This window comes from Fictibacillus sp. WQ 8-8 (assembly GCF_024494405.1).
GTDB lineage: Bacteria > Bacillota > Bacilli > Bacillales > Fictibacillaceae > Fictibacillus_C > Fictibacillus_C marinisediminis.
On record NZ_JAMXKG010000021.1, the window covers coordinates 1 to 17042 of the forward strand.

A 17042-nucleotide genomic window follows, 5' to 3' on the forward strand; every position below is an offset into this window, starting at 1 on the left:
TGTCAGGCACCGTCGTTATTGCGGTGCCTGACACCACGTTATTCCCCCTTCTTACATTCTCCTCTTCTATGGAGATTCCTTTAACTTCAGGCAGAAAAAGACAAATTATGCTAAGCGATGAGGGGAATTGATGTTCTTTTTTGGTGCCTGGCACCGACTTTTGACATCTGTGTAATGCTGGTGCCTGGCACCAAATAACCAAATAAAAAAAGCATGCAAGCTCTCCAGGCCCGCACGCCCTCAATAATCAAAGCACACTGTTCTTAACGGATGGTGCATCGATGACATCCTGATCAGCTACCCAGATGATTGGCAGGTTGACAACGGTAAAATCACCGTTGTCCTCCCCGAATCCCTGGTTGATTTTATTGGAGCTGAACAGGTCGAGCTGCTGGATCGGCCCAAAGCCCAGCGTAGCTGACCGGTCCATCGTGTTGACTTTAAATCCAAGCATGTTGACGACCATAGGTGAAAAGAGCATGGTGAACCTCCTGCTGCCGTTTTATATCTTCTCAATTAGCGAAGGAATTTCCCGGCCATAGGAAGACTGTGTGACCGGCGAATCGACCGCATCTCTGTCATCAACCGAATTTTCATTTCCAAAAAACCGCGCATCATCCCCAAAACTTTGGCCGAATCCCTGATTTTTTTTGTCGGAGTTATGCCAGTCAGACAAGTAATTCTCCCCGATATTCACCGCCGACGCATTTTCAAAGGAATTAATTTTAAAAAGAAAAATATTTATAACTATAGAAGGTGAACCCACTAATTTCTCCCTCCTTTTCCCCTAAATATATGTTTGTTCCCTGTAATTATGTTTGCTTGAATCCCGGAGGTGGCAATGCATGGACGTCGATAAATTGAAACAGTGGCTGGAGCTTGCGCAAAAGGTACAGGGAAATGATTTTTGGAACAGTATTTTCGATGGTTCACCGGGACAGCAGATGGCAGGCCAGGTGAATGGACAGCCAGAATCACGTACGCGTTACAATCATTTTCAGCCTAACCAGAACGCACCATCCCCTCAAGAGGATTTCCCCAAGGTTGATATCTACACAAACAACCGGGAATGGATAGTGGTCATTGATCTTCCAGGTATCCGTAAAGAAGATGTCAGCCTTTCGATGGCAGCCAATAAACTGACGATCAAGGGTGTGCTTCACTCTCCGTATAAGGATGCCACCGTCATTCGGGCAGAACGGGCAAACGGCCATTTTGAGCGGACCATCCAGCTTCCTGAACTAATTAATGAAACTCGCACTGCCGCCCGTTTTTTTAACGGTGTGCTGGAGGTTCGGATCATGCGAAATCTCACACCTGAACGAAACATCCGGATCGATTAGCACCTCTTGTTTTCCGTTGGTCCATCCACGAAATCATTGTCATTCACCCTGCATCTTTCGCAGTTATGCTGGCCAAAATCACCGTTGCTTTCGCCAAAGGACTGCGTTTTTTTCGTCGTATTGTACACCCTGCTTCGCACCGTCTGGCCGAACGAAAGCTTGCATTGGTTGCCCATCTTGTTAACGTCAAGAAATCCAAGATTCAGTTCAGATGATGAAAAATTCATCAAGGTTCATTCCTTTCAGTGCATGGAGTGGGAGAAAACAGACATGTTCTCCTTTTTTATTCATAAAATAAAGTACAAGCCGGTACGATTAATGCTGAATGGAAGCGTGGGGTAGCTTATGCCTTTTTTTAAAACCATACTCAACGCCCTTACAAATCATGATAAGAATATGGAAGAAATCCACCTGCATTTAAAACAGCTGCAGAATGAGCTCGCCGAAATGAAAAAAGACAACAACGGACCCCCTGTTGTCATTGAACATATCAACATCGAAACGCTAAAAATTGATAAATACGAACTGAGCAACAACTTCGCCAACCTGGGCATCAAGGATCTCAAAGGCAAGCTGAACATCGGCGCCAACTATGGCCGCGGCATGACCTTGCAGGAGGAAGCCGACCAGGCCAAAATGACGGAGAACGCCATGATGAAGATGGGGCAGAAAAAAGGAAAGGTCCACCAAAAGAAACAGGACAGTCCGAGCTATTCCATAAAGGGCAGAAAGCCGTAAAAAGGACTGGATAGATGATCTATTCAGTCCTTTACCTGCTGTACGCTGCCTTTTGCTTTATTTAATCTTTTTTTTATCCGGTCAAAAACGTTTACATAATATGAATCCAATCCAACAAAGCTTGCTTTATTTACTATTTTGCTATTTTGTTTGCTTATTTCCGTTGCAGTTATTTCAGTTACTGTGCCTTCAAACAGATTCATTACATCATCTAATCTAATTTTATAAAGGCTATCTACTTCATCTTCTTGAAGTTTAAACTCAGGTAATAGCCTGCATTCATACAAAAACACATGACATATTTCCCGATCCCATATTTGATCTAGTTTTATCTCACCTTTGATGATTCCAAGCGAAATCAGGTCCTCAAATTCAATAGATACCCCTAATTCTTCCTCTACTTCCCTTGTTCCTTCCCTTACATCCTCTTCTGCCAATAAATGTCCAGCCGAAGTGATATCCAGAAGGCCAGGGTAATCTTTCTTTACTTCAGCTCTTTTTTGGAAGAGTACATAACACTCATTCTTTTCTACTATCGTAAACCAGCAATGAAAGGTTTCATGCCAATCTCCAGAAATATGTACTTCTCCTCTTGTTTTCTTTCCGATACATTTCATATTCTGATCAAATATCCTTACTATTTCACTGTCCATTTTTATTACTCCTTCAAAAATGTTAGTCGTTCCATCTTTCAATGTTTCAAGATGGTTTTCCTGCAAATAAGGAGAAAAAAAGAGAGTCACCATCACTCAGAAAGGATAGTGTCTCTCTTTTTTTTAACAAAAAATTTAGTTCTCATTAAGATTGTTTGTTTCATAAACCAGCAAGGAGCCGTTGTCATCATCAGGAACAGCATATAGGCGAAGCTCTTGACCGGCATTTTCCATGAATACAGGATTCCGAGTAATCACATGTCCTTGTGGAGAAAATTCAGTGATTGGTGCTTCGTGGATGGTATCTAGAGTTTTCATGTCCACCAAAGCGACTCCGCCTAATTCATAAGGCTTGGAATTACTATTTGCTGGATCAGGCAGCTCAGCTATTCCGCTTAAGATCATTTTTCCGTTTCCTGCATAATGACCGTCCTGGTAATCAATAAAATGACTGGTATTTTCCTTCTTAGCCAGCTGCTTTCCTTGTTCATTCCACTCATAGAACTTGCGGGAACCCCAGCTATTTCCTATAATTTTTCCACTTTGACCGTCTCGTACCATTCCTCCGATATGATCCTGAACACGGAAGGCTTCTTTGGCATCCTTTGTTTTAGGATCCACTTTGTAGACGATGGAATGGCTGTTGGGGCGGTATTCAGCAACAGATACCCAGATATTTTTCCCATCAAAATCGATACCGCCAGGATGATACATGTTCCCTTCACCCAGTTTGATGTCTTTTACAAGCTTTCCTTCTTTCGTAAACACAAAAAGGTGGCCTATCCCTTTACCTGGAGAACGGTCATAACCGTCCACGATCTTGCCATATTTAACAGGCTTTTCGATAATCTGAACGGCAGACATATAAAAAAGGTCCCCAACCTTAACCATACCTTGTGAATGATAGTTATTAAATTGCAGATCAATCTTTTCTTTTTGTTGCCATTTTGTGTCTCTGCTGATTTTCTCAAACTGGTCAGATATATTTTGCTTTCCATTATCATTTGCAGAAGAAGTGGTGGCTGCTTTGGCACTGCTAGAGACCGCAAAAGCCTCAGTATCTTTAGAATTGGAAGGATGAAAAGCCATTAAACCTGACGAAATAAGCAATACGGATGCAGCCGTAATTATTTTTTTGTTCATAATAAGCCTCCTATTAAGCTTGATGATGCCATTGATTAAAAAAATTAATGTAACTAGCTTTCTTGACCAACAATAACGTAAATAAAAAAGGAATTATAGGTGTTTCCTTTAAGTTTTACCTAAACTTCATAGAGGATTTACATAGTTAAAAATACCCTAATAAAAACATAAGACTGACTCAATTTGAGTCAGTCTCATTATAATTGTGATTTCACTCTTCTCGATTAAATTTACCTTTTAATGATTTGAAAGAATAGAGGACGACAGCTGCCCCAGCCGCTAGTACCACAAAATTGATCCACTGATTTGCTGCTATTTGTTCCATAACATTTGCTGCTTTGTCTGTATTGTACTTATGGTCTCTAACAGCTTTTCTGTATTTTCCATCCGGTTCTTGAACGGCTATCGCCTTATCGGTGCTGATGCCGTGGATGGCGAAATATTTTGTACCCTTTTTATACTCATTGGAAAAGTTGCCGGAATAGGTTCCTTCCTGATCTGAGTACTTTGTTACCTGTCCGATCTCTTTGTCCACCTGATCCACGTATTCGTCACTGATGACATAAGAATAATGATCCCAGACGACGAAAGAGTTTGCCCAGCTGGCAGAAGCAGGACTTGCCAAAATAAATTGGAAAGACATCAGACAGGCGATGAATAATGGAACGCTTTTAAACACCTTCATAGGCTGTACTCCTTTTAATTCATCGAATTTGCGATTCTCAACAGCTCTTTTTTGACATGTTTTTCACTGTATTCATTGGCAAACATGTGCCGGAGATCGTATTCTTCCTCATCTGCCAGCCAAAATAGTTCGGCGTAATTTCCAAAGTAAGCGAAATAGGCTTCTGTCCCGTCTTCAAGCTCGAGGGTATCTTCGTATTTTTTATTTTTAATGAGTTCACTCACCAGATTTTTATGGTTAAAAATTTTAAGGGCGATGAATCCCTTCTCGGTTTTCTGATCTTTTCTTGCGTACTCCGTTTCAAGCTGCAGCTTCTTTTTCTTTCCCCAATCCGTAATGACGATTTTCGGTTTCTCGTACTTATACGGAATGAACTCTGGCAGATGTGCTTTAAAAGGAATAACATCTTCCGTTTTTTCAATAGAAACCGGCTTGTACGACCGTGGGTAATGCCCTTTCGAATGCATGTCCAGCTTCAGCTCACCATCAACCAGCATGGACCCCCGGCAAGACGTCAAAACAGTCAAAAGCAATCCAGCAGCAAGAACACCGGCTCTTCTCATGAACTCCACCCCCGATTCTGTTACTCAAATCATACCATTATTTCACAGTCAGCCGGACAAGCTTCGGACGCAAGTTTCGACGTTTTTTGTATACAAAAAGGAGCAGCTGTCTGCTCCTTTTTACCATCCCTATCTTACCTGATTTTCTTCCTAGTTTCTTCTTCACTTTTCTCCAAGAATAAAGCTTCCTTTTCCAATAGTCTTTTCATGGGCTTTTCACCCACAAAATGTACAGTCAGCACACATAATATAAAGCAAATTCCAGGTTCGTTTGTACCTAAAATTGAATATACCACCCAAAACAATAATATAGATAATATCGAAAAATAGATGAAATACCCTAATTGCTTATTCATACCATCCCTCTTTTTGGTAACTTCAGATTTATTTAAGTATAATACATTTTACCAAAAACAGGAAGTTAGTTTGTGGGCAAAAAGTCTGAATAATGAGTAAGGATCAATTAATCAAGAGTTTGGCTCAATTAGTTTGAGTTTGGCTCAATTATCTTCATTTACGCTCAATTCCACTACACAGTACACAAAAAAACTGCCGGACACAACGTCCGGCAGCCTTTCAATTAACGATTCTTCAATTCTTCTGCGATCAATTTGTTAACCAATGGCGGATTTGCTTTTCCTTTGGTCTCTTTCATGACCTGGCCGACTAAGAAGCCGATGGCCTTGTCTTTTCCGTTCTTAAAGTCCTCGATGGACTGCGGATTGCGGTCAAGGACAGCCACAACAAACTCACGGATGGCGCCTTCATCGGAAATCTGCACGAGGCCTTTTTCCTTAACAATCGTTTGGGGATCGCCGCCGTTCTCGATCATCTCTTTAAAGACTTTCTTCGCGATCTTAGATGAGATCGTGCCGTCTTCAATGAGCTTGATCATTTTAGCGAGGTTGCCCGGTGTTAATGGTGTTTCGCCGATTTCTTTGGACTCTGTGTTCAAGAAGGCACTCACTTCGCCCATGAGCCAGTTGGAAAGCAATTTCGGATCCGCTTTCTCCCTCATTCCTTCTTCAAAGAAATCAGCCATTTTGATCGATGCTGTCAGAACGCCAGCGTCATAAGCAGGAAGACCGAACTCTGATACATAGCGCTTTTTACGAGCATCCGGAAGCTCAGGAATCTCAGCGCGGACACGCTCGATCCATTCTTCAGAAACACTCAGACTCACAAGATCCGGATCTGGGAAGTAACGATAGTCATCCGATCCTTCCTTTACACGCATGAGGATTGTTTTATTTGATTTTTCATCGAAACGGCGGGTCTCCTGAAGGATTTCGCCGCCACCCAGAATCTCTTCCTCCTGGCGCTTCTCTTCATACTCGAGCCCTTTTTGCACGAAGGCGAAGGAGTTCAGGTTCTTAAGCTCGGTTTTCGTACCGAATTCCTCTTGCCCGACAGGACGGATCGAAATGTTGGCGTCACAGCGCAATGATCCCTCTTCCATCTTACAGTCGGAAACGCCCGTGTATTGGATGATCGCTTTCAGCTTTTCCAAATACGCATATGCTTCTTCCGGCGTACGGATATCCGGCTCGGACACGATTTCCATCAGCGGCGTGCCCTGGCGGTTCAAGTCCACAAGAGACGATCCGTCAGCAGCATGCGTTAGTTTCCCTGCATCCTCTTCCAAGTGAAGACGTGTGATACCAATTTTTTTCTTTTCGCCGTTCACTTCGATCTCAATCCAGCCGTGCTCGCCGATCGGCTTATCAAGCTGGGAAATCTGATATGCTTTCGGATTGTCAGGATAAAAATAGTTTTTTCGGTCAAAATGCTGCTCCCGGTTAATTTGGCAGTTCAATGCCATCGCCGCACGCATTGAAAAATCGACCGCCTGTTTATTCAGGACCGGCAGAACGCCTGGATGTCCAAGGCAGATCGGGCATGTATGGCTGTTGGACGGCGCTCCGAAATCGGTGGAGCAGCCGCAGAATATTTTAGAGTTGGTTTTAAGTTCAACGTGGACTTCTAATCCAATGACTGTTTCAAATTTGCTCATCCCTGCACCTCCTACAATTGCGGTTTCGCTTTATGGTTTTCCGTCGCCTGTTCAAAGACTGAAGCTACGCGGTAAATCGTGCTTTCGTCAAAGTGTTTTCCGATGATCTGCAATCCGACCGGCAGTCCGTTTGAGAATCCGCACGGCACAGAAATGGCTGGCACACCCGCAAGGTTTACAGGAATGGTTAAAATATCGTTGGCATACATCGTCAACGGATCGTTCGTTTTCTCTCCGATTTTAAACGCAGTCGTCGGAGTCGTTGGCCCGATGATGACATCAAAGTTATTAAACACTTGTTCAAAATCATTTTTGATCAGTGTACGGACTTTTTGCGCTTTTTTATAGTAAGCATCATAGTATCCGGAGCTGAGGGCGAACGTTCCGAGCATGATTCGGCGCTTCACTTCGTCCCCAAAGCCTTCGCTTCTGGAGTTTTTATAAAGCTCCAAGAGGTTCTCAGTGTTATCCGAACGCACACCGTATCGTACGCCGTCAAAACGGGACAAGTTGGCCGATGCTTCTGATGAAGACAGAAGATAGTAGGTCGCAAGCGCGTATTTGGAATGCGGAAGCGATACTTCCTCCCACACTGCACCTTGTCCTTCTAATACTTTTAGCGCTTCAAGCACTTTTTCTTTTACTGCTGGATTAACGCCTTCTGCCAGGTATTCTTTTGGAACGGCAATACGAATGCCTTTAACGTCTCCAGTAATGGCTGACAGGTAGTCCGGTACATCAACGTTTGCTGACGTGGAGTCCATGTGATCATGTCCGGCAATCGCCTGTAAAAGATACGCGTTATCTTCCACCGTACGCGTGATCGGTCCGATCTGGTCAAGGGAAGATGCAAACGCAATTAGGCCGAAGCGGGAAACAAGTCCGTATGTCGGCTTCAATCCTACAACGCCGCAATATGCTGCTGGCTGGCGGATCGATCCGCCGGTATCGGAACCGAGTGAAAATAATACTTCGCTCGCTGCAACAGTTGCTGCTGATCCTCCGCTGGAACCGCCTGGCACGTAGTCTGTGTTCCATGGGTTCTTCGTCACATGGTAGCCGGAGTTTTCGTTGGAAGATCCCATCGCAAACTCATCCATGTTCAGCTTGCCAATCGTGATAGCGCCTGCCTCATAAAGCCTGCTGGCCACTGTTGCATCATAGATTGGATCAAAGTTGGAAAGGATTTTGCTTCCGCTTGTAGTGCGGAGTCCTTTTGTAGAGATATTGTCTTTCAAGGCAATCGGAAGGCCTGCAAGGATTCGTTCTCCTGGAGAACCAGCTAGAACTTCATCCAGCTCCTTCGCCTGTATGCGGGCGCGTTCTTCATTCAGCGTAAGGAACGCTTTTACCTTGTCCTCCACTTGGCCGATTCGGGCATATGAAGCATCAACAAGATCCGTCACGCTTACTTCTCTTTTATGTAACAGGTTGTGCAGTTCTGAGACTTTCTTCTCTAATAATGACATGTGCTGCCTCCTACTCTAAAACGTCTTCGGTACTTTAAACTGTCCATCCCTTTGATCAGGGGCGTTCTTCAACGCTTCTTCTCGCGTTACCGATTCTTTCACAGTATCTTCGCGCAGCACGTTTTTCAGCTCAAGCACGTGGGTTGTTGGTTCAATGTTTTCTGTATCCAGTTCATTCAGTTCTTCGGCAAAACCGATAATTGCATCCAGCTGCTCCGTAAACATGTCCACTTCTTCTTCGCTGACAGAAAGACGGGCCAGATGGGCAACGTGTTTTACCTGGTCTTTTGAAATTCGAGACAAGCTTGCCACCTCCAAAACAGTACGTTCACAATATATAGATGATAACAAAAATCGCAGTTACTAAGCAACCGGTGCCAGGCACCACGTTTTGACATATATGTAAGAGGGGTGCCTGGCACCTTCTTCCCAACATAAGCATTATTACATACTAGCGTCTGGAGCGGGTCAGGACGGAGTGCTGCTGTTAACACAGGATATTGAAAGATGGGGTTCGACACAATGAGGAAACGTTCTTTAGAAATAATTATTTATACACAGTAAGATTTAATGAGAAAACTTCAAATCAATACTCCATTGAGACATAAAATTTAAAGAGTAGGAAAAGGTAAAAGAAAATCTATTTATTCTTATGGTTTCAAAATGCTGAAGTAATTTCTATAAAGAGGCCTTTTTTTATATAGTGCCAGGCACCGCGATTACACACTTGTGTAATTGGGGTGCCTGGCACCATTTTAATCCTTCCTGAAGCTCGTATCTTTTGTGGGATGGGTAAATGGGGCTCCTTTGGGTTTAACATTCTTCTCGATGAGATCACGGTTTTCTGCCGTGTTCCAGCCGATATCGTTTGTCGGATGAACCCACTGATCACCTGCCATGATTTCTGGATCCGTATCTTCGCTCCAGTTATTGAGCGGTGAGTTTTCGGAATTGTATTTGCTGTCACCTATGACTACACCGTAATCATTCACAAAGGGAGGCTGCATTTTCATTCCTGTTCCTTTGAATGACGGCGAACTCGCTTGATGAGGCATTGTTTCTTCAATATAAGGCTTTTCCAGGTTGTTTTCTTCTTTATTGTTTTTATGATCAGCCACGTTATTTTCTCCTTCAACTTAAGATATAGTCATAATTTTTCCTTAAGCCGCTATTCTATGTAGTAAGGCACCAAAATCGGGTGCAGAAAAATTTTTTCGATAAATACTTTACAAAAGTAAGCATATATTATATTATACTTACATAAAGTAAGTTATTAAATCTCAACAAGGAGTTGTTCTTATATGTTAAGTTTAGGATTATTAATCATTCGTCTCGTGATCGGGTTATCGTTCGCGGCCCATGGTACACAAAAATTGTTTGGCTGGTTCGGAGGCCACGGTCTGAAAGGAACAGGCGGCTGGCTTGAATCCATTGGTATTAAGCCAGGCTACACGATGGCACTGTTTGCAGGGCTCGCTGAGTTTGGCGGCGGTCTATTGTTCGCAGCAGGATTGGTCACTTGGCTCGGTGCAGCAGCAATTATCGTGACCATGCTCATGGCAATCGTAAAAGTGCACGGACCAAACGGCTTTTGGGCAACATCAGGCGGCTATGAGTACAATTTGATCCTCATCGCAGTAGCATTAGGTGTAGCTCTTACTGGAGCAGGCGCTTACTCTTTAGACGCACTTTGGTTCTAATTTATGAAGAAAAACTGGCGGAAACTGCTTCCGCCAGTTTTTTTGTGGTTTAAAGTTACTTGTTGTTTTCCAGGAGCTCAATCGTGTGAAACAGAAGCCCGGTTCCACCTATGTTTCCATGGCCTGGAACAACAGTCCTCGCCTTAGGATATCGGTCAATCACGTTTTGCACGGACACTGGCCACGCTTGAACATCCGCATCCTCTACATTCCCAAGATCTTTTGCTTCCTGCGACTTGATCAGGCAGCCACCTACCAGGAGCTTGTACTGCGGAAAATAAACCGTAATGTTGTCTTCGGTATGTCCCTTCCCTGGATAGTAGGCTTCCACCTTCACGTTCCCAAACCTCAAATGAGTCAGCACCGGATTCAGCAAACGATCTGGAGCTTCATAGCCATTTTCAACACCAAGCTTTGCTGTTTGAGGAGTCGTATACACATGAACCCCCCGCTCCCTCAGCGTTTTAATGCCTCCTATGCGGTCTTGATGGGAATGAGTGATGATCGCGTTTTTCACTGGTTTTTTAAAATGCTGAGAAATCATATCCATCAGTTCTCCGGTAAGGGAATCGTCCCAAGAAGAATCAACAAGCAGAAGGCCTTTGGAAGTTTCCATCAACAGTCCATTCGAAGGAACCGGCACACCGTTAAATTCGCCGATCGTCGTATGTACCCAAACGTGCGGCTGGATTTCGGTAAGAGTGACTGTTCCTGATTCGTTTGAATATGTTTTTAGAACATGAGCAGCTTGGGTATATGGCTTCTGAGCTTGAGCGTTCACGATTAATGGTGCAGTGATTACACCTAATCCAATAATTCCGGTGAGAGCAGCATTTAATACGATTCTTTTTTTCATGACCATCCTACCTTCCTAAATTTTAATTTTCCTGCTATGTTATTGATGGTATTCCTTATCTTTCCTCCATTCAATGGAGCAGGAATGACAAATCCCTAACAAAAGCAAGAATATTCGAATAATTTGAAGGTGAACCTATGGACGTTTTGGAGAAATTCCACTTATTGATTGAGCGTGGACAGCCTTATGAAAATGAATTTGTGCCGTTAAAAAGAAAGATTTCCATCGGAAGATTCGGCTCCGAACCTGCCCCCGGCATCGCATTTCATATCCCGCTCGTATCCAGGCAGCATTGTGTGATCGATTGTGAAAAACCTTCACCCATGCTGATTGATCTTGGCAGCAAACATGGCACCTGGCTAAATGGCATGCGCCTTCTTCCACAAAAGGAATATGGTTTGAGCAACGGTGACCAGATCACCCTCGTCAATGGCATGATCTCCATGAAATACATAACCGTAAACGATCAGGAGACCATGGACTGGGATCCCGTAAAACCAATTCGTATACCAACTGAAGATTTCATTGAAATTCATGAGCTTTTGCAAAAAGTACGGGTGAATCAAAAAGATATTCACTTTTCGCATAAGGAGTTTCAGTGTTTTAAACTGCTGTATTCTTCCCTCGGACAGTTTGTTTCGAAAGAAGAAATTAAGCGGCATGCCTGGAGTGAAAGAGATCTTCTGAACGGCAGGGTACCCGATGTTGGCTCTGATGAGTTAAACTCCCTGATCTACCGTGTTCGTAAAAAACTCACTCCTTATATGCACATTGAATCTGTTTTACGCAAAGGATTCGTAATGGCAGTGACTAAAGAAATATAGTAAAAACCCCTTCAAGCCAAAGCCGAAAGGGGTTTTTTGTATATTAAAGCAACTCTGAAGTTGTTTTCGCTTGCATGTGAAGAAGAAGGTAGTCTGGGCCACCAGCTTTGGAGTCCGTACCAGACATGTTGAATCCGCCAAACGGCTGGTATCCAACGATCGCGCCTGTACATCCGCGGTTGAAGTAAAGGTTACCCACGTGGAATTCTTCTTTCGCGCGCTCGATGTGCTCACGGTTATTGGAAACTAGAGCTCCAGTCAAACCGTAATCTGTGTTGTTTGCAATTTCCATCATGTGATCGAAGTCGCGAGCTTTACAGAACGCTACAACCGGTCCAAAGATTTCTTCTTGCATAAGACGTGCTTTTTCTTCCACGTCTGCTACGATTGTCGGTTGGATGAAGTAACCTTTAGAGTCGTCGCCTTCTCCTCCAGCTGCGATTTTCCCTTCCGTTCTTCCAATTTCGATGTAGCTCATGATCTTGTTGTAAGCCGCTTGGTCGATAACAGGACCCATGTAGTTTCCTAGATCTTCAGGATTTCCTACACGAAGAGACTTTGTTAACTCCACTGCTTTTTCAAGAACTTCATCATACACATCCTGGTGAATGACCGCACGGGATCCTGCAGAACATTTTTGTCCAGAGAAACCGAATGCAGAGTAAACAATCGCAGAAGCAGCCATATCTGTATCTACGTTGTTGTCGATAACCATTGTGTCTTTTCCGCCCATTTCAGCGATAACACGCTTAAGCCAGATTTGGCCAGGGTGCACTTTTGCTGCGCGTTCGTAGATACGGCAGCCGACTTCACGGGAACCAGTGAAGGATACAAAACGTGTTTTCGGGTGGTCTACCAGGTAGTCGCCCACTTCTGCTCCGCTTCCTGGGATGAAGTTCAATACGCCTGCTGGAAGACCAGCTTGTTCCATCACTTCAGCAAACTTAGCCGCAACTACCGGTGTGTTGTTTGCTGGTTTAAGAAGAACTGTGTTACCGGAAACGATTGCAGCTACAGTTGTTCCTGCCATGATCGCAAGCGGGAAGTTAAATGGAGAAATCACAATACCTACTCCCAGAGGGATATAGTTAAATTGGTTGATTTCACCTTCACGGCTTTTTACCGGTACTCCGTTTTTCATAAGTTCCATTTGACGAGCATAGAACTCTAGGAAATCGATTGCTTCAGCTGTATCAGCATCTGCTTCTTTCCATGGTTTACCGCCTTCTTTTACGAGGTAAGCAGAGAATTCATGCTTGCGGCGGCGTAGAATAGCAGAAGCTCTGTAAAGGATATTTGCACGAGCTTCAGGCGCCCATTTTTTCCAAGTTTCGAACGTAGAAACCGCAACTTGCATTGCTTTTTCTGCTAGATCTTTATTTGCTTTAGAAACCGTTCCAATAACTTCTTCTTTATTGGCCGGATTAATAGAAACGATTTTTTCATCAGTGGTGATGCGTTCTCCGCCAATGACCAGAGGATACTCTTTGCCTAGCTGTGAATTAACAAGGTCTAAAGCTTCCTCAAAAGCTTTCTTGTTTTCTTTAACTGAAAAATCCGTAAATGGTTCGTGTTTATACTCTCGAATCATTTTGTCCCCTCCTATGCCCTTAAGCGTTTTCATTTGTTCAACATGTCTATTCTACCCTAAACTCGTGCCACAGTTCAAACAATGACAAATAGTCAGAATAATAAGAAATAAACAATAAACCCTTTTATTTCAAGGGATTTCATAACTATGCACATAAAACAAGACAGACCCTTGTATGTTCATGGGTCTGTCTTTGGCACTATCTATAAATATGCACGAACGGTTCGCTGCTTCCGTCATCCCGGACGATGAGCGCTTCCGGTTTATTGACGGCAGATTGGATGTTGATTGTAACCGGCACGCTTGGAAGCTCCTTCATCACCGACGAGGTAACATACTGTGTGAACGAGATGACTTCAGCTTTGCCTTGGAACTGCATCGGGATATCGATGTCCAGACGGTTCAGGTTGCCGTCCCGGTATTGAGCTTTTCCGATTACTCCTACATAGTTAGGGAAGTAGTCCTGAATTTTGGTCTTGAAGTTATTAAATTTCTCAGCATCATCCCTTTTTGCTGCGGTCGCATCTTTTGAAGGGAATAAATAGTAACGGTCGTCAATTTTATCCCAGCTTCCGAGCTGCGAACTCCCCGCTCCGGCTGATGCCGATGCAAAAAAGTGCCCTGGTGTGACCGATTCTTTTTCCGCTTCCTGATAGAGAGCGATGGTGATCGGAACATTTTTCAGTGCATGGTTTTGGCGAATACGCTGGATGACCTGCTGCCCCATTTTTCTTGCTTCACGGGAAACATCACCTGAGTCCAGCTTCTTTGAGCCGTTATAAATCAAGCCAGCCTTGTCTGTCGCCTTGTAATAGTACGTAGAGTTAAACGATAAACCGACAACGACACCGCCGAGTTTAACTTTATCATTTCCGCTCTGTACAAGGTAATTCTGCTCCAGTACATAAGATAAGTATTTCGGATGTTTATCTTCTGCTGCCATTACTTGCTTGTAAGGAGCATCCTTCTTAACCCCCAAAGCAGGGTTAAGACCTTTTTGGGCCATGTCTGTTTTATTATCCTTCTCAGTCTTCTCGTCCGCACGCTTCAGCCAGTTATTGACGGTCGTGGAAGACAGGTATTGGCCCTCCTGGTAGTAATACTTGTCCGTGCTGAAATTATCCTGAGCAATCCGCATGAGGCCGAGTTCAAACTCGTTGATATCCAAGCGGTTATCTACACCGTACTTGATTAAGCCGCGGGCACCGCCTGGCTCAAACGGTACAATGCTTCGGTAATATTTTTCCCCGGTTTTGATCTCCCCGGTAATGATGGCTTTTTCTTCGGTTTTCCCTTGTTTCTTTACAACTTCCTCTTCCTTCTGCAGCTTGTCTCTGTTCATACAGCCGCTCAGGATCAAAAGGGAGCTTAACAGGATCAGGCTGATCCGCTTTATCATGGTAACACTCCTCCATAAAACTTGATGGAACAGAGCTATTCTTTATTTTTCAAGCTCCTCGATAAATCGCTGTTCAGACCATACTTCCACTCCGAGGGACTGTGCTTTGTCCAGTTTGGATCCCGCATCCTCCCCTGCGATCAGCAGGTCGGTATTCTTGCTCACGCTTCCGGTCACTTTACCGCCAAGCGTTTCCAGTTTTTCTTTCGCTTCGTTCCTGTTCAGCACCGAGAGTTTACCCGTCAGCACAATGGTTTTTCCTGCAAAATAGGAATCCACATCTTCTGCCCGGACGACACGCGGCCCTTTGTATTCCATGTTCACACCGGATTCTTTCAGGTCAGTGATGAGCTCTGCCACTTCCGGCTTATCGAAATACAGCTCAACCGAATCGGCCATTTTCTCACCGACTTCATCGATGGCGATCAGTTCTTCTTTGGCAGCAGAACTTAGCCGGTCCATTGTTTCAAATACCTGGGCGATCGTTTTTGCAGCCTTCGCACCGACATGCCTGATCCCAAGGCCGAACAATAGACGTTCCAGAGAATTCTCTTTCGATTTTTCTATAGCGTCCAGCAGGTTGTCAACCGACTTTTCACCCATTCTCTCCAGTTTCAGCAGCTCTTCCTTCTTTAGTTTATAAAGGTCTGCCACATCCTGTATGAGGTTTTCCCGGAATAGCTGAGCGATGACTTTCTCTCCCAGGCCGTCAATGTTCATGGCATTTCTGGAAACAAAGTGGATGAGCCCTTCACGGATCTGGGCAGGGCATTGCGGATTCAGACAGCGCAAAGCTACTTCTCCATCCAGCCGGTCCAGCTCACTTTCGCATTCCGGGCAGTGTGTCGGCATATGGAAGTCTTCTTCCTCGCCAGTTCGCCGGTCAACGATCACGTTCACCACTTCGGGGATGATGTCTCCCGCTTTTTTCACGATCACGTAATCGCCGATCTTAATGTCCTTTTCCCGGATCAAGTCTTCATTATGTAATGAAGCACGTTTAACCGTCGTTCCGGCAACCACTACCGGAGACAAGAGGGCAGTAGGCGTTACAACACCCGTTCTTCCCACATTGAGTTCAATTCCTTCAAGGCGTGTTACGACCTCTTCTGCCGGGAACTTATACGCGATGGCCCACCGCGGGCTCTTCGCTGTAAAACCAAGCTCTTCCTGCTGATAAAGGGAATCAACTTTTATGACGATGCCGTCAATCTCGTAGTCTAGATCCGGTCGGCGTTCCCCCCAGCCTCTGACAAAATCCACGACTTCATCGATATTTTTGCAATGCTTCCATTCCGGGTTCGTTTTAAAACCGAGGTCCTTCAGGAAGTTCAGGCTTTCGCTGTGCGAATCGACTGAATGCCCGGAAAGCTGTCCAATTCCATACACGAATATGGAAAGGTTTCGCTTGCCGGCGATGTTCGGATCGAGCTGGCGCAGGGAACCGGCCGCCGCGTTCCGCGGATTCGCAAAAAGCTCCTGGCCTTCTTCCTGGCGAGCTTCATTCAGCTTTTGAAATGAACGCTTCGGCATGTATGCCTCACCGCGCACTTCAAGAGAAACGTCCTTATCCTTGATACGAAGGGGAATCGCACGAATCGTCTTTAAATTGTTCGTGATGTCTTCACCGGTCGTTCCGTCACCGCGGGTAGCCCCAAGAACAAAGCGGCCTTCTTCATAAGTTAATGACACAGCAAGACCATCAATTTTTAATTCTGCCACGTACGAAACATTGTCACCGACTCCGTTTCGTACCCGGCGGTCAAAATCACGCAGATCTTCCTCGTTAAACGCATTGCCAAGGCTGAGCATTGGAACCTTGTGCTGCACTTTTCTGAAATAGTCGAGGACTTGTCCTCCCACCCTCACTGTCGGGGAATGCTCATCCCGCAGCTCCGGATGGTTGTTTTCAAGCTCGATCAGCTCCTGGAGCAGTTTGTCATACTCTGAATCGGGAACTGTAGGCTTATCGAGAACGTAATATTCATAGCTGTATTTTTCAAGGAGTTCACGCAATTCATGTACCCTTTTACTCGCATGCTCTTCGTTCAAACTTTCCAACTC

At 44.5% G+C, this 17042-nt stretch carries 20 protein-coding genes; 4 read left to right on the plus strand and 16 right to left on the minus strand.

The annotated features are described in order from the left end of the window. Positions 1–247: 247 nt before the first annotated feature. Together M1K46_RS23520 and M1K46_RS23525 are read right to left on the minus strand one after the other, a co-directional pair. Positions 248–481, minus strand: coding sequence for a hypothetical protein (locus tag M1K46_RS23520; RefSeq protein WP_248251231.1), 234 nt, complete (start codon positions 479–481; stop codon positions 248–250). Positions 482–502: 21 nt separating this feature from the next. Beyond that, on the minus strand, positions 503–766 hold the full coding sequence (locus tag M1K46_RS23525) for a hypothetical protein (protein ID WP_053355977.1): 264 nt from the start codon (positions 764–766) through the stop codon (positions 503–505). A 79-nt stretch (positions 767–845) separates the two neighbouring features. On the opposite strand from M1K46_RS23525, the gene M1K46_RS23530 reads away from it, so the two are divergent. Next, on the plus strand, positions 846–1343 hold the full coding sequence (locus M1K46_RS23530) for an Hsp20/alpha crystallin family protein (RefSeq protein WP_256227880.1): 498 nt from the start codon (positions 846–848) through the stop codon (positions 1341–1343). Here the strand turns inward: M1K46_RS23530 and M1K46_RS23535 are convergent. After that, entirely contained in the window at positions 1340–1570 is a 231-nt protein-coding gene (locus tag M1K46_RS23535) for a hypothetical protein (RefSeq protein ID WP_256227881.1), read from the minus strand. The two genes, M1K46_RS23530 and M1K46_RS23535, sit on opposite strands and share 4 nt — an antisense overlap. Positions 1571–1688: 118 nt before the next feature. Between M1K46_RS23535 and M1K46_RS23540 the strand changes: the two genes are divergently transcribed. After that, positions 1689–2081, plus strand: coding sequence for a hypothetical protein (locus M1K46_RS23540; protein ID WP_256227883.1), 393 nt, complete (start codon positions 1689–1691; stop codon positions 2079–2081). Positions 2082–2104: 23 nt separating this feature from the next. Here the strand turns inward: M1K46_RS23540 and M1K46_RS23545 are convergent, their stop codons facing one another. The 9 genes from M1K46_RS23545 to M1K46_RS23585 form a co-directional block, all read right to left on the minus strand. Beyond that, positions 2105–2734: an NUDIX hydrolase gene (locus tag M1K46_RS23545; RefSeq protein WP_256227884.1), complete on the minus strand. Its 630-nt coding sequence runs from the start codon at positions 2732–2734 to the stop codon at positions 2105–2107. A gap of 135 nt (positions 2735–2869) precedes the next feature. Then, complete coding sequence (locus M1K46_RS23550; protein ID WP_256227885.1) at positions 2870–3877, minus strand: DUF6454 family protein; 1008 nt, start codon at positions 3875–3877, stop codon at positions 2870–2872. A gap of 211 nt (positions 3878–4088) precedes the next feature. Beyond that, complete coding sequence (locus tag M1K46_RS23555; RefSeq protein WP_256227886.1) at positions 4089–4562, minus strand: hypothetical protein; 474 nt, start codon at positions 4560–4562, stop codon at positions 4089–4091. A 14-nt stretch (positions 4563–4576) separates the two neighbouring features. Next, entirely contained in the window at positions 4577–5125 is a 549-nt protein-coding gene (locus M1K46_RS23560; protein ID WP_256227887.1) for a hypothetical protein, read from the minus strand. Positions 5126–5259: 134 nt separating this feature from the next. Next, complete coding sequence (locus M1K46_RS23565) at positions 5260–5481, minus strand: hypothetical protein (protein WP_256227888.1); 222 nt, start codon at positions 5479–5481, stop codon at positions 5260–5262. A 224-nt stretch (positions 5482–5705) separates the two neighbouring features. Continuing rightward, positions 5706–7139: an Asp-tRNA(Asn)/Glu-tRNA(Gln) amidotransferase subunit GatB gene (gene gatB / locus M1K46_RS23570; protein ID WP_256227889.1), complete on the minus strand. Its 1434-nt coding sequence runs from the start codon at positions 7137–7139 to the stop codon at positions 5706–5708. An 11-nt stretch (positions 7140–7150) separates the two neighbouring features. Further along, the gene (gatA, locus tag M1K46_RS23575; RefSeq protein ID WP_256227891.1) at positions 7151–8608 is read right to left on the minus strand and encodes an Asp-tRNA(Asn)/Glu-tRNA(Gln) amidotransferase subunit GatA; all 1458 of its coding nucleotides are present in this window, start codon (positions 8606–8608) and stop codon (positions 7151–7153) included. A 15-nt stretch (positions 8609–8623) separates the two neighbouring features. After that, complete coding sequence (gene gatC / locus M1K46_RS23580; protein WP_062239158.1) at positions 8624–8911, minus strand: Asp-tRNA(Asn)/Glu-tRNA(Gln) amidotransferase subunit GatC; 288 nt, start codon at positions 8909–8911, stop codon at positions 8624–8626. A 452-nt stretch (positions 8912–9363) separates the two neighbouring features. Beyond that, positions 9364–9726, minus strand: a complete 363-nt coding sequence (locus M1K46_RS23585) for a DUF3905 domain-containing protein (protein ID WP_256227892.1) — start codon at positions 9724–9726, stop codon at positions 9364–9366. 183 nt (positions 9727–9909) lie between these two features. Here M1K46_RS23585 and M1K46_RS23590 point away from each other — a divergent pair, with 183 nt between their 5' ends. Beyond that, complete coding sequence (locus M1K46_RS23590) at positions 9910–10308, plus strand: DoxX family protein (protein ID WP_062239161.1); 399 nt, start codon at positions 9910–9912, stop codon at positions 10306–10308. A gap of 55 nt (positions 10309–10363) precedes the next feature. On the opposite strand, the gene bla is transcribed toward M1K46_RS23590, so the two are convergent. Continuing rightward, entirely contained in the window at positions 10364–11164 is an 801-nt protein-coding gene (gene bla / locus M1K46_RS23595) for a subclass B1 metallo-beta-lactamase (protein ID WP_256227894.1), read from the minus strand. Positions 11165–11301: 137 nt separating this feature from the next. Here bla and M1K46_RS23600 point away from each other — a divergent pair, with 137 nt between their 5' ends. Beyond that, the gene (locus M1K46_RS23600; RefSeq protein WP_256227895.1) at positions 11302–11988 is read left to right on the plus strand and encodes an FHA domain-containing protein; all 687 of its coding nucleotides are present in this window, start codon (positions 11302–11304) and stop codon (positions 11986–11988) included. A gap of 43 nt (positions 11989–12031) precedes the next feature. Here the strand turns inward: M1K46_RS23600 and pruA are convergent, their stop codons facing one another. The 3 genes from pruA to ligA all read right to left on the minus strand — a co-directional run bounded on the left by pruA (position 12032) and on the right by ligA (position 17030). Next, positions 12032–13579 carry an L-glutamate gamma-semialdehyde dehydrogenase gene (gene pruA, locus M1K46_RS23605; protein WP_053355989.1) on the minus strand — a complete coding sequence of 516 codons (1548 nt, stop codon included), beginning with the start codon at positions 13577–13579 and terminating at the stop codon, positions 12032–12034. A gap of 199 nt (positions 13580–13778) precedes the next feature. After that, entirely contained in the window at positions 13779–14978 is a 1200-nt protein-coding gene (locus M1K46_RS23610; protein WP_091008131.1) for a CamS family sex pheromone protein, read from the minus strand. Positions 14979–15020: 42 nt separating this feature from the next. Then, positions 15021–17030, minus strand: coding sequence for an NAD-dependent DNA ligase LigA (gene ligA, locus M1K46_RS23615; protein ID WP_256227897.1), 2010 nt, complete (start codon positions 17028–17030; stop codon positions 15021–15023). Between the last annotated feature and the right edge of the window lie 12 nt (positions 17031–17042).